The organism is Desulfosediminicola sp. (assembly GCF_048381775.1).
GTDB classification, from domain to species: Bacteria; Desulfobacterota; Desulfobulbia; order Desulfobulbales; family Desulfocapsaceae; genus Desulfopila; species Desulfopila ganghwensis.
On the sequence record NZ_JBLXGE010000002.1, the window covers coordinates 541470 to 555016 of the forward strand.

9 protein-coding genes, 1 tRNA gene and 1 riboswitch are annotated in these 13547 nt (G+C 51.7%); of the genes, 5 read left to right on the plus strand and 5 right to left on the minus strand.

Features of this window, described 5'->3' with window-relative positions:
* Nucleotides 1–473: 473 nt before the first annotated feature.
* The gene (locus tag ACN5NT_RS05290; protein WP_419174733.1) at nt 474–1751 is read right to left on the minus strand and encodes an Hsp70 family protein; all 1278 of its coding nucleotides are present in this window, start codon (nt 1749–1751) and stop codon (nt 474–476) included.
* A 572-nt stretch (nt 1752–2323) separates the two neighbouring features.
* Here ACN5NT_RS05290 and apaH point away from each other — a divergent pair.
* The 3 genes from apaH (at nt 2324) to ACN5NT_RS05305 (ending at nt 5325) form a co-directional block, all read left to right on the plus strand.
* A complete protein-coding gene (gene apaH / locus ACN5NT_RS05295) occupies nt 2324–3148 on the plus strand; it encodes a bis(5'-nucleosyl)-tetraphosphatase (symmetrical) ApaH (RefSeq protein WP_419174734.1) in 825 nt (274 codons plus the stop codon).
* Nucleotides 3149–3330: 182 nt separating this feature from the next.
* Nucleotides 3331–3432, plus strand: a riboswitch (TPP riboswitch).
* Between the two features lie 151 nt (nt 3433–3583).
* Nucleotides 3584–4789, plus strand: a complete 1206-nt coding sequence (locus ACN5NT_RS05300) for an NRAMP family divalent metal transporter (protein ID WP_419174735.1) — start codon at nt 3584–3586, stop codon at nt 4787–4789.
* Complete coding sequence (locus tag ACN5NT_RS05305) at nt 4786–5325, plus strand: hypothetical protein (RefSeq protein ID WP_419174736.1); 540 nt, start codon at nt 4786–4788, stop codon at nt 5323–5325. The genes ACN5NT_RS05300 and ACN5NT_RS05305 overlap by 4 nt, the downstream gene beginning before the upstream one ends.
* A 100-nt stretch (nt 5326–5425) precedes the next feature.
* Here ACN5NT_RS05305 and gltS read toward each other — a convergent pair whose 3' ends face one another.
* On the minus strand, nt 5426–6652 hold the full coding sequence (gltS, locus tag ACN5NT_RS05310; RefSeq protein ID WP_419174737.1) for a sodium/glutamate symporter: 1227 nt from the start codon (nt 6650–6652) through the stop codon (nt 5426–5428).
* 616 nt (nt 6653–7268) lie between these two features.
* On the opposite strand from gltS, the gene ACN5NT_RS05315 reads away from it, so the two are divergent.
* A tRNA-Leu gene (locus tag ACN5NT_RS05315) sits at nt 7269–7355 on the plus strand.
* 510 nt (nt 7356–7865) lie between these two features.
* Here the strand turns inward: ACN5NT_RS05315 and ACN5NT_RS05320 are convergent.
* Nucleotides 7866–10535 carry a cation-translocating P-type ATPase gene (locus ACN5NT_RS05320; protein WP_419174738.1) on the minus strand — a complete coding sequence of 890 codons (2670 nt, stop codon included), beginning with the start codon at nt 10533–10535 and terminating at the stop codon, nt 7866–7868.
* Nucleotides 10532–11377 carry a universal stress protein gene (locus tag ACN5NT_RS05325; protein ID WP_419174739.1) on the minus strand — a complete coding sequence of 282 codons (846 nt, stop codon included), beginning with the start codon at nt 11375–11377 and terminating at the stop codon, nt 10532–10534. Before ACN5NT_RS05325 ends, ACN5NT_RS05320 begins: the two co-directional genes overlap by 4 nt.
* Before the next feature lie 337 nt (nt 11378–11714).
* Between ACN5NT_RS05325 and ACN5NT_RS05330 the strand changes: the two genes are divergently transcribed.
* Nucleotides 11715–12344: an N-acetyltransferase family protein gene (locus tag ACN5NT_RS05330; protein WP_419174740.1), complete on the plus strand. Its 630-nt coding sequence runs from the start codon at nt 11715–11717 to the stop codon at nt 12342–12344.
* 344 nt (nt 12345–12688) lie between these two features.
* On the opposite strand, the gene ACN5NT_RS05335 is transcribed toward ACN5NT_RS05330, so the two are convergent.
* Nucleotides 12689–13459 (minus strand): sulfite exporter TauE/SafE family protein, encoded by a 771-nt coding sequence (locus ACN5NT_RS05335; protein WP_419174741.1) that lies wholly within the window; start codon nt 13457–13459, stop codon nt 12689–12691.
* Nucleotides 13460–13547 lie beyond the last annotated feature (88 nt).

Sequence of the window (13547 nt, forward strand, 5' to 3'; positions counted from 1 at the left end):
TTTTGAGCATTACCCAACACACCTCCAACAATAATTATTGGAGAACGTACCAGAACAAGGACTAAAACCTGGTCGGTGATAATTTTACTCCCTCAGAATCGGCGTATTGCAAGTGCCGAACCCGAAGTTTATGCAAGCTATCAGTCATTTCTAGTTCTCCAGCTTATAATTCCCATGATTAACTGCGTATAGACCGCACTGGGACGCAAACGAAATTAGATGAGAGCTACGCACAAACTCACTGTGGATCCCAGCTTACCCCTGCAATGTGGTGCTTGCGACGCTCAGCTGACACGTAATAAACTCCTACTTATGAGCATTACAAATGCGAACAACCCAAAAAAGCCGGTGACAATCACAATTGTGATGGCACCGGTTTAACCTGATGGAGGCAAATCTAAAAGGGACTGACTAAAATTACACGAGTTGATACAACTAATTCCACTCTGACCCTTTTCGTTACAAACCATGAACTACATATATTGATTGCCGCAAAAGCCGAGCCCCTGGCCAACACTGGTAAACGCATCTGTATTGATAATCTTCTCTCTTCCGAAGGTGGCGGTGAGATAGCTGTTAATGAGAGGGACATTTGATGTTCCACCTGTCAACATCACTTTGTCTATCTGGTTGTTACCGAGACCGGCGCTGCTGACCGTGGTCTTTATCGAGTGTATGATACGCTCGATGTCGTTTGCTATGGTCTTATTGAATTGAGTTATGGTAACCGGCTGGTGGACTGAAATATTGTAGTCTTTATACTCAATCACCGTCTGCTCTCTGCCGGAAAGTTCAATTTTCGCTTTTTCAATCGCCTTAAACAGTGAATAACCATGATTGTGCTCAATCAATGAAATGAGGTTCCGAATGCATTGTGGCTCGTCGGCAAACCGTTCTATTTCATGCAGATATCTCATCGTTTTGGGGGTATTGAGCTGCGGAATTAAATGCCATTTTCGCAGTCTGTTCATTATCGAACCGGGCATACTGACCACGTTCCTGGTCATGGGGTAGGAAAGCTTGACATTTTTACCGAATGTTTTGGCGACCTCTGACCACATCAGGCTTGAATCAAGGGTGTTACCGCCAACAGTACAGCCGCCGAGAGAGAGGATATCTTTCCTTCTCTCAAGGTAACTTTTTTCATTTCTGCCGCAGGCTTTAAGAACGGAAAAATCTGAAGTACCACCACCAAAATCACAAATGAGAACGAGCTGCTCCTGATGAGCGTCTAATGTCTGTTCATAAAAGCTTGCAGCGGCAACCGGCTCATATTCCAGATATATATTTTTGAATCCTGCCAGTCGTGCAGCATCCAGGAGGCGCTTCTCGGCCAGTTCTTCCTTCTCTTTGTCTTCTGAAAAGACTACAGGGCGACCAATCACCGCATCGGTTATCTCACTTTTAAGATAGTTTTCGCCCTTCGATTTTATGTGTTTCAGTACAAGGCTGACGAGCTGCTCCAGTGAATGTGTGGTGCCTGCTATGTCGGTGCTTTTGAAGTTAAGATCTGGCAGATATGTCTTCACAGACTGAATGTATCTGCCTTCCGCATCAGTTTCTATATATCGCTCAATTGCCTGCTGGCCGAAAAGGAATTCTTTTTCGAAATAATCATAGAAGATAATTGATGGTAAAAGTTTTGTGTTGGTGTTGTGTTCATCAAGCTCAATTGCTTCTGTCTGCCCATCAATATTTACTGACAGTGCTGAATTCGATGTGCCGAAATCGATGCCGAATATTGCACCCATTACCATAACTCCTTTACGTACTGGCATTTCCGCTGATAAGCGGTTTCACAAATGCTCGACTCAATAATGATATGTTAAACACACCCATAAAGTGGGCATAGTCCTCAATCTTTCTTGCAGACACAGTAAACCCGGAACACTGCCTTACATGAGCGATGTCGTGTGAAAATGTTAGTAGCTGCAAAACAGAAGGGGCTGTTTACAATATGACGCGGTAAACAAGTCAAGAAAAATAACGATTATTTGAATAGTGCAGACCTATGCACGTCGCCTTCTGTTCAAGCCATCTACCGGAGACAAAACAGGTTTTTGGTAGCTTTATAAATTTATATCGTGGTCTGCCCCGGTTTAATTGGTGTTTGATTGTGACTCCGTTTGATTATCACCCTCCAGCCTCATCCCGTCCACAATGATTAATCTGTTTACAGTATTGGCAGCAATGCTGTAGAAACACCCTTTGAAATAAGGTCAGGGCGATGTGTCCTGCGTAATGTACATGGCCTGATGTTTGCGTCTTAAATCGAACACTTCTTCCCGGCGCTATTCAACGGTTCCAACTGAGTGAGGTTATTTTGTCGACATATATTGTGGGAGATGTGCAAGGCTGCCTTGCTGAACTCAAGCTGTTGCTTGAAAAAGCAGCCTTCAATCCACAGCAGGATAGTATCTGGTTTGCCGGCGACCTGGTCGCCAAGGGCCCTGAATCACTAGAAACATTACGATTCGTGCACAGTCTTGGGGACAGTGCAACCGTCGTTTTAGGCAATCATGATCTGCACCTGCTCGCGGTCTCCCTCGACCTTGTTCCACCTAGGCCCAAAGACAAAACCGCACCGATCCTGACCGCGCCTGATAAAAATCAACTGCTTGACTGGCTGCGTCAACAACCGTTGCTGGCAGAGCATGATGAATTTGTCATGTGTCACGCCGGGATCTCCCCCCAATGGGATCTACCGACTGCCCGAGACAATGCGCGGGAAATCGAGACCCTGTTACGCAGTGAAAACTGGCCATGGCTTATTGAACAGATGTACGGCAATCAACCGGATTCCTGGGATCAAGAGTTATCGGGTATAGAGAGATACCGGTATATCATCAATGCCTACACCCGGATGCGTCTTTGCTTCAGCGACCAACGTCTGGATATGAAATGCAAGCTGTCGCCAGGCAAGATCAACGGCAATGGCCTGCATCCGTGGTTCGCCTCACCTCAACGTATCGCCCTGGAAAAAACAGTGATTTTCGGCCACTGGGCCTCCCTGGAAGGATGCCACGACAATGATAACAACGTCATCGGGCTGGATACTGGCTGTGTCTGGGGCAGGTTCCTGACCATGCTGCGCTGGGAAGATCAACACTATTTCCGGCAACCGGCACTTTCTGCCAATCCGCAATAAACCAGCCACCGCTCATCTGCTAAGACTGCACCATTCAGACAGCGCCACCACCCAGCGCATCAGCTGTTTTGCATCCGGGCAAGAAACAAGGCCAGCTCAGAATCATCGGTCAGCTAGCCCGCTGTTTGCCGCCCATGATTCAAAATGATTTGCTTTTTAGTTGATAAATCATTAGTAATTCCACGTTCCGATTGGGGTGTTTTGCAATGTCTGCAGAGCTGAGATCATACCCATCGAACTTGATACAGTTCACACTGTCGCAAGAAATTCGGAGATCGCTTTTCCCGCTGGAATGTTCTTTCCGGCATCGTAGAAAGCTTCCCCTTCCTTAGACAGTCTCGCTATCATGAACCATTTTACCCGAAAGAAAAGAGCGTTCATGAAAACCGGAGCAGCCGTTGCCGGCTCTCCAGAACTTAAGGAACAGAAGAGCCCATGCCAGTCAAATACGTTCGATATGCAAGAGAGATGGGGCCAGCGTGGATTATCAGCGCAGTTGCCTGTGGCCCAGCGACATTAGCCAGCGTGGCCATTGCCGGTGCCAGTTATGGATATCAGCTGCTGTGGGTAGTGATCCTCAGTGCGGTATTCGGCACCACCGCACAGTATCTGGCGGCCAGGGTAGGCATCCTTGAGGGTCAGGGGATTATTGCCGCAACGGAAAAACACCTGGGGAAACGCTGGGCATGGGTACTCACGGTAGACGCGCTGCTGGCAACCTGGCTGGCGGCAATGGTGCTCATGAGCGCGCTGTCGGGCATCACCTCTCTGGTTACCGGCGTGGACACCCCATTTTGGGGCATGTTGTACGGCATACTGATCTCGGTATTTCTGGTGCGCAAGGGATACCGGAAATTTGAAACGCTCTGTAAAATCCTGGTGTTCTTTGTCGTTGCCTGTTTTGTGGCCACGCTCTTTATGGCGGAACTCTCTCTGCCTGGTATTGTTCAGGGGCTTCGTCCCAATCTTCCCGGGGGGCTCAACGCGGCCATGATGATGGCGGCTATCATGGGCGGAGCCGTTCATGTCACCATTATCGGCATGCATACGTACAATACCAATGCCAGGGGCTGGAAACAAAGCGAGCTTTCGCTGGCCCGGTTCGACACCTTTACCTCCATGGGCCTGGCCCTCGGTCTCTACAGTGTGGCCATTTTTCTGGTGGCGGCAGCGGTTCTCCATCCTAACGGCATAGCGGTGACCAGTGCCACGGACGCGGCCCTGGCCCTCAGGCCATTTCTGGGGGACAATGCGATGAAGATTTTTATGATCGGGTTGTGGTGCGCCACCTTGACCACCCTCTCCCCCACCTTTATGGCCGGGGCCTATTTTATCTCGGACAAGATGGGATGGGAGCTGGATGTCAGGGACAAGCGCTTTGCGGCTGCCATAATAGCAGGCTGCCTGGTCAGCATGCTCGGCCCTTTCGTAAAGGGCGGCTTTTTCCTGCTCCTGCCCCTGATGCTGGCTTTAGGCCTTACCGGCACCCCGCTGATCATTGCGATCATTCTCTACCTCTTGAACAGGTCTGACGTCAGCCTGCGAAATTCAGCACTGCTGAACCTGATGGGTGGCCTCACCCTGCTGGTCACCTCATTTCTGGCAGTACGGTTTCTGCTTACCAAAATCGGGATCGCATGATGACAACTGACCATATTGAACAGTATCTCAACCGGCAGACGCTGATTGCCGGAGATGTCAATTCAGGCAAGACCACCAAAACCGGCCTGATTCTGCAGCGGTTTTTAGAGGCAGGCTATGGCCGGCAGATGGCTGTTCTGGATCTGGCCCCGGCAACGGTTGCCGGAATCGGCGGCAAGCTTGCTCTTGATTCCGGCACCCCGGTTCTCTATCTGACCGCCGACATTGCCGCCCCGCGTTCCATGGGCCGGGACGCTGCCCACACCCTGCAGCTGGCCACGGAAAATGCGCGAAAAATAGAAGAGTTGTTTGAAGAGTTCAGGGCAGACAGACGTGACATCCTTTTTGTCAATGATGCCACCCTCTATCTGCAGTCCGGCAAGTTTGACCTGTTTCTCAAGACGCTGGAGATGAGTGCCACCAGGATCATCAACGCCTACTATGGCACAACTTTCGCCGAGTCAGACCTGACCCGGCGGGAAAGACGGCTATCCGACAAATTGATGGACGCCAGCGACCAGGTGATCCTGCTTTAGCCCAAATTTCTCATGAGCCCATACAGCACAGCCTGAACTGAAGAGGAAACCGGGTTGGCACCTCATTTCAAGGTCTGCCCCTCCCCTTCCGGACCCAGAACTAAAAGTTTGATAAAAAGAACGGAATCATCACCGCGTTCACAAGATCTATAAAGAATGCGCATACCAGCGGCACAATGACAAAAGCCAAATGAGACGGGCCATAACGCTTTGAAACCGAGGACATATTCGCCATTGCGGTTGGAGTCGAGCCGAGAGAAATACCGCCAAAACCCGCACAGACGACAGCGGCATCATAAGTCTTACCCATTGCCGGAAAAACGATAAAAAGAGTAACCAGCACTGCAACCAGTAATTGCGCTGCCAGAATGGCTAATATCGGTCCGGCTAAATCGACCAAAGTCCATAATTGCATACTCATCAGCGACATGGCTAAAAAGGTGCCAAGAGAAATATCTGCAAGCAGGGCGATGGAGGGTTTTCTGCTTGGCCATCTGGTCCCCGACCACCTCGGGAATGATTCCGGTATACAATTCGTTATGATGATGCCCGCGAAAAGACAGGTCACAAAAAGAGGTAGCTGCGGGCCCGCTTTACCTATGGCTTCATTGAGGATCAAGCCGAAGATAATACACACATGAATTGCCAGCACCGAATCGAGAAATGCCAGATAGTCTATCTTCTCATCAGCTTTGTTTTCATCTGACACCCCGACATCCATTGCCTCCTGCACTGCCGGCTTGAGGTTATAGCGGGTAATAAGCAATTTACCGATCGGGCCTCCCATGAGACTTGCCAGTATTAGGCCGAAAGTGGCACAGGCAATGCCGATCTCCATAGCATTGGATATTGCATAACCCTCCGCCACCCGCGGCGCCCAGGCAATAGCGGTGCCATGCCCGCCAATAAGGGAGATAGATCCACCCAGCAAGCCAACCTGGGACTGCAAGCCAAAGAATTTCGCCACGCTGAGACCGGTGATATTTTGTACAAACATGTACCCGATGGTTATGACCAGGAGGATGATGAGCGGCTTACCACCGTTAAGCAGATCTTTCAGACTCGAATTTATACCTATGGTCGTAAAAAAATAGACCAGCAGGACGTCCCGTGCCGCCAGGTCGAACTCAATTTCCACTCCTGTCGCCAGATAGACGACTGCAATCAGCACAGAACAGATCAGGCCCCCTGTGACCGGCTCGGGAATACTATATTCCTGCAGGACTTCCACAGCATCGTTTAACCGTTTACCCAGAAACAATATGACAATACCGATTGTAACCGTCAGAAATGATTTTATTAACAAAACCCCGTCGACGAATTCCATAATCTGCCTGGCCCCCAGCCTTATTTTGTCATCTCCCGTTGCCTGCCGCCCGGCAGTGCTTGTGTATATTCCTCAGCGCTCCACATTACACTTCAAAGGATTCCGGACCCCTTTCAGCGATACACCAACCTGCTCGCACCCAAAGTATATGGTCGCACAGTGGAGTGACTGTAATCAAGAAGAAAGCCCTCATTCACAGCACGCAGCCTAACGCACTTCTGGTCGAAGAGCCTGCCTCTTTCCCCTGCCAGCCACGATCGTTACGTGAGTTTGTGGCCCTCTCAAGTAATATGGAGAATACGTTCAACCACCTTCCACACATTGAGTGGGATCACCTTTTATTATGGGGCATCCCATCATCGAGGCACCTGAAAAAGCCGACGGACCAAAAACAACGCGCCCCAGACAACCGCGGCATCAGCAGAAACGTTCTCCAAAATAGAATTGAGAATTTAAGTATCTTATTAAAATTCTGTCGTATGCCAGGGGCGCTGTGTTTTGGGCTATCTGGTAATAGTTGCAATTCCAGATCTGCCCCTCGGTTGTTTGCAGATATCTGCAAAAGAAAGTGTTGACAAAACCCTTCTGAACTACGATATTCAGGGCCGCTATTGTTGCCGAAGTGGCGGAATTGGTAGACGCGCTAGGTTCAGGGTCTAGTGGGGGTTTCCCCGTGGAAGTTCGAGTCTTCTCTTCGGCACCAAATTGATAAAGGGCTGCAGTCATTATGATTGCAGCCCTTTTTTTATTGTAACCGTTCAGCTGCTCAACCCTACCCGATTCCGGCAAATTCGTTCAACATTCGTTTCCCCGAAGCACTCCCAAGCTGATCAGCCCACTCAGGAAAACATATACCAGACACAGGCGGATCGTTTAGGATTCCTTGAGATCCCAGGCAAACCTGTGGATCGATAGAGCTGGATATATGTCATGCCTACTGTTTGATAGACAATCATTATCACCTTCCCATAGAAACTCACGACGCAAACCTGTCCCTCGGCATGCGCCAAGCTCAATGGCATATTCACTCATTACCACAGAACAAATAACGGGATCGTCAAGGCTCATATCTTTAATTCGGCTATACCTTGAAAGAGATTACCGAACATCCGGGGCCACATTATTCAACGGTGGGCAAATTACTATCCGCTAATAGTGCGTAGTTACAATTCAAGACCGTACCTATTATTTCTTAGTATTTCTTAGCCCCACCTCAACCGTTTCGGGCAACAAACCGTTTGCGGATATAGTCCGCACCGAAGATTATGAGGATGCCCAGCCAGGCAAGTGCATAGACCCGCCCGCTGACTGGGCCGGTACTCAAAACTTTCTGCAGCGGCGGCCAATACAGGGTCGCCCATGAGAAGACCACCTGAATGAGGATACCTGACACGATCAGAATATTTGTGAAAATCCCCCTGTCGAGCCCGGAGCGCAGGGTGTAACGGCGGCCGAGGAGGTTGCCGATCTGCATCAGCAGGATGGTCGAAAGGGCAATGCCGGTGGCCGAGCGATAGAGCGCTGAATCTGTGGGCAGCTCGACCCCATAGCGCCAGCCGCCTTCAACGAGCACATAGAAAAATAGAAAGAGCGACCACGCTCCCTCCAGCAGGCCGAGGAACAGATAACTGTGAATCAGCAGTCCCGGTGTCAGCAACCCCTGAGCGAGATCTTGCGGCGGCCGCTCCATCACTTCGGTCGATGGCGGCTCCTGGCCCAGTGCCATGGAGGGGATGATATCGGTGCCGAGATCGATGGAGAGAATCTGTATGACGTTTAGGGCCAACGGTACCGGCAGGACGATATAGAGCAGGTAAGGCAGGATTTCCGGGCCATTGCTCACCAGCACATAATTGGTGAATTTCCCGATGTTCTGGAAGATTGTTCGCCCCTCCTCGATACCGGCCACTATGGAGGAAAAGTTGTCGTCAAGCAGGATGATCTGCGCCGATTCCCTTGCCACCTCGGTCCCCTTCAACCCCATGGCGATACCTACATCGGCAGCCTTCAGAGCCGGAGCGTCATTGACCCCGTCACCGGTCATAGCCACCACCTTTTCCATCTTCTGCAAGGCGGTGACGATCTTCATTTTCTGCGCCGGTGTGGTCCTGGCGAAAATACGCACGCCCTGCCGTAGCTTCTCGGTGAGCCGGCTCGTGGAAAGCTTTTTGAGAATATCACCGGTAAGGCAGGTTTCCCCCGTGCTGCCATCACCCACCAGTCCGATTTTTCGCGCCAGGGCGGTGGCGGTTTCCGGATGATCGCCGGTGATCAGGATGACGTCGATTCCTGCCTTTCGGCAGGTGGCGACAGCCTCCTCCACCCCCGGCCGCACCGGGTCCTCAAGGCCGATAAAGCCGGCCAGGGCAAGGCCATGCTCCAACTGCTCCTGATCAAAGTCCTCCCCACCCCGTATTCCGGCGAGAGCTTCCGGGCTTAGCCGCCGCCAGGCGACTGTAATAACCCGCAACCCCCGGGAAGCCATATCCTGCATGACGCCCTCTGCCCTGCTCACCATCTCCCGGCTACATTCCCGGTCCAGCATCGGCGCGATGGCCTCGAATGCTCCCTTAACCACGAATATCCAGCCGACTTTATGCTGCAGGATACCGCCGGATCGCCGTTTTTCCACATCAAAGGCAAATCTGTGCCGGACGGCCGACTCGACCTCGGCAACAGCAAGTCCCGCGTCCTCGCACTGCATGGCCACCGCCACATCCAAAGGGTCACCGAGAAGTTCCGACTCGCTCCGTCGCACCTCGGAAGCCGCCAGGGCCATTCGCAGCAATTCCTTGCGCTCTTCTCCCTCGAGAACCTTTCCGGTAAAGGGATCAAGCAGGCTGGTAATAGTCAGCCTGTTCATGGTCAGAGTGCCGGTCTTGTCCGAACAGATGACATGGACCGCCCCAAGCGCCTCGACGGCGTTGAGACTTTTCACCAACACGTTTTTTCTGGCCATGCGCAGGCTGCCGATGGCAAGCGACAGGGTAAAGGTCGGCAGCAACCCCTCCGGCACATTGGCCACGATAATACCCATCATGAACACCAGGTTGGTCCACAAGGGTTTACCGGTCAACAGCCCGTAAAGAAAGAAGGATCCCCCCATAGTGCAGGCGATAATGGTCAACACCCTGACCATGTGCGCGGTCTTGCGCTCCAGCGGAGATCTCACCCGCCGAATGGTCTGGGAAAGATGTGCCACTTTGCCGAACTCCGTGCGGATGCCGGTGGCGAACACCACGCCTGTGCCGGAACCTCGCACCACCGAACAGCCGGCATAGGCGACATTGGCATGGTCTCCATACTCCGTAGATGATATTTCCGCGCTGACATCGCATGGCAGCGACTCACCGGTAAGGGGAGAATTATCCACTTTCAGGCGGTTGGTGTCGACGAGTCGCATATCGGCCGGGATCTTGTCACCCTCGGCAAGCAGCACCACATCTCCGGGAACAATCTGCCAGGCATTTTCCCGCACCAAACGGTTTTCCCGACGCACCTCGACCAGCTGCGGCAGGAAGTGTTTGAGCGCCTCCATGGCTTTTTCCGCCCGGTACTCCTGGATAAAGCTGAACATGGCGTTTATAAGCGCCACTCCTAAGAGCGCCCAGCCCAGCACATCCATGCTCTCACCGGGATTGACATGATGAGCGACCAGACAGATCAATGCGGAAAGCAACAACAGCAGCGTGAAAAAATTGGTGAACTGGTGGACAAGACTCCTGACGTTTTTCCACCTGTCGGGACGATCAAAACGGTTCTGGCCGACATGGGCGAGCCGTTCTTCCACTTCTTCTTGACGAAGTCCTGTCGGCCTGCTGTTCAGATGCTGAAATACCTCGTCAGGCGACAGGTGGGAAATATGGTGAAGACGATTCATCATATCTTCCTGTAAATCCCGACATCACAGGGCGATTCACGCAGGATCTGCTCAAGCCGGTTACCATAGTAAAACCGGGATTGCAAAAACCTGTCACTGGCTCCGAGCAGGATGAGTCTGGCATGCAACCTGGCGGCCTGGATGAGAATTTCCTTGGGCCAGTCGTCGGACAACACCACATGATCATCGAAGCGAAAACTCGGCGAACCTGTGGCCGCCATGATCTCTTCCATGACCTGCCGGAGATACAGATTGCCCTTATGCAAGAAATCTCGCGCTCTGGCGATGGTCAGATACCTGAACAGCAGCGAGTTTACCGTCATGATCCGCAACAGGGTCAGCGTGTGGATAGAGGGGGCCAGCAGCTGGAGAAACGGCATCGCCGCCTGAAATCCCCTGGGGTGTCCGCCGAGAGGAAACATGATATTCCCCGGGCGACCCAGCAGCCCCGGATCAACGACCCGCAGTGCCAGGGTGTTGAACTTCCTCGCTCTCAACAGCCTCTGCGAGACCGTTCCCGCCAGAAACCCTTTCCCCCTGGAAGTGGCCCGGGCGCCGCAAATGCAATAGACGTCATCCCCGGCCGGGATCACTTCGAGCAGGCTCGTCAGCACATTCTGCGTTAAGCGCTGGATCTGGACAGACAGTTCCACATCCAGTGCCCGCCCTTCACTGGCAATATGCTGCAGCTTCGCCTCCAACCGCTCGGCGTTCATGGAACCATCCTGGATGTGGACAAGTAGCAACCGCCTGTCCGGCACCGTACCGGCCATCCTGAGTGCGTACCTGGCCACCCAGTCACCACTGATTGAACCATCGTATGCCAGATATAACGAACGGGCCATCGCACCCTCCATCAAACGTATCCCTCGAAAAGAACCGCATCCCGTCCCTTGTCATTATTGTCCTGTAAATGGCCCCGGATGGCAAACTGACAACGTGCAGCGCTAATGCCCCCCTGGGACAAAGCCCATCGGACATAGAGCAACCACACCAGGCCGGCAGTTTGACTCTGCAGGGCAAAGGTATATAAGCTTGAATAGAACAAAACTTTTTTGCCTATAAAATCACGGTGACGAATGGCCACTAATACTGTGCGAAAGACAGGTATGTCTGGAACCACCGGCAAAAGAGACACCGGAAACAATGTGACAAAACCATTCCGCTCTCCCCCATTCCCCATTGATTACCAGACGCTACGGGCATCTTTTTCCTGGGAGAGCATGCGCGGGGAACTACCGGATCGCCCACAGCAAAGGGCCGGCCGCCGATCGCCTGGCGATTCGTCCCTATCCGCAGGAACCTGAGGAAATCATTGTTCTTCCGGATACAACCCGGCTGCTCCTGCGACCAATCCGGCCGGAGGATGAGCGTGGCCTCCAGGATATCGTTTCCTCACTGCCCCCTGAAGATGTGCGGATGCGTTTCCTGCATCCCATGCGAACCCTGCCCCATGAGCTGGCGGCCTGGCTCACTCAGATCGATTACGACCGGGAGGTGGCTCTGGTTATCGAAGGAGTCGACAATCAGGGGTGCAGACTCCTCTATGGCGGCGTGAGAATAAGTGCAGACCCGAACAACGAGAGGGCGGAATTTGCGATACTCCTGAGAAGGGAAATGACGGGCAGCGGTCTCGGTCCCTTACTGATGCGGCGGATTATCGACTATGCCCGCAACCGTGGCACAGCCACCCTCTACGGTGAAGTGCTCAGCGACAATATCCTGATGTTGCGCCTTGCTGCGGCATTTGGTTTTACCACAAAGCCGGTCAGCGATGATCCAGGTCTCAGGCTACTGGAACTACGGCTGTGACGCCCTTCTCCACCTGCAGCAACTCTACCTAATAACGGCGGATGTAGTTGATACAACCGTTGAGGCTTCCCAATAAGGGATTACACGGTTAACCCGTATCTCTCGAAACAGGGGCAGGAGAAGCGGCAATGATACCAATTCACAATCGATTGTCATGACCTTACCCCGTATGTGCGTATGTCCCGAATGTGAGGAAGTTTTCGCAATATCCTTACGGAATTGCCTTGAACTGCAGTCATGGTTTACCCATCTCGTGCACAACAGTCAAAGGGCAGAAGGTAACCGGGGTTGTTGGTCTTATTTATACCCCCTGCGGTTCACCTTCAGATTCACGTTCTTTCACATCATGCAAGCCATAAAAGTCGTAAACCGATTAAAAATATTAGTGTAAGAACAATTAGGCGAAAAAGTTCCTGCGACACTCTTTTATTTAGAGCGTTTCCCAATACACCTCCGATAATAATTATTGGAGAAAATGCCAGAACAAGGATTAAAACCTGGTCAGTGATAATTCCAATCCCTGAGTAAGCAAAGATTTTGAACAGATTGATCAGGGCGAAAAAAAGGACCAGCGTGCCTACAAAAGTTCTCGGGTTTGACCTTTTCTGCAGCATATATACTGACATCATAAGGCCACCTGCGTGAGCCACGGTGCTGGCAATTCCGCCTAGAAAGCCAAACAAAACCGTATAGGCCCGACTCTGCATTCTCTCTATGGACGTTCCTGTTTTCGTTTCAGCAGGATTGAAATACCGGATTCTGATTGTTTTTACGATTTGATGGGATGCAAATAGCAGGGCAAAGACTCCAACCCCATGCTTGAAAACAGTGTCCGGAGTAATTACCACAAGGTAACTACCCAGGAGAACACCGAGAGCAGCAAACGGCATCAATATCAGCAACTCCTTTTTATCCCACTCCCCCCAATAATTCCGGACACCTATAATATCAGAAATCAACATGGCCGGTGCACCAAGTCCTAGGGCAACTTTTGCCGGCAGCACAAGGGCAAGGAAAGGAAGAAGAAAGATTCCGGCACCTACACCGACACCATTCTTTATGACTGCAGAACCGAAAACTGCAAACGCAATAATAATAATGTCAGTGTAGCTCATGGTCTCACCTACTGTGCCAGCATTGCAGCGAATTACTTTTGTCGTTCCAGCGGATGTCGATTACGATACTGTTATATTGTGCTGGGCA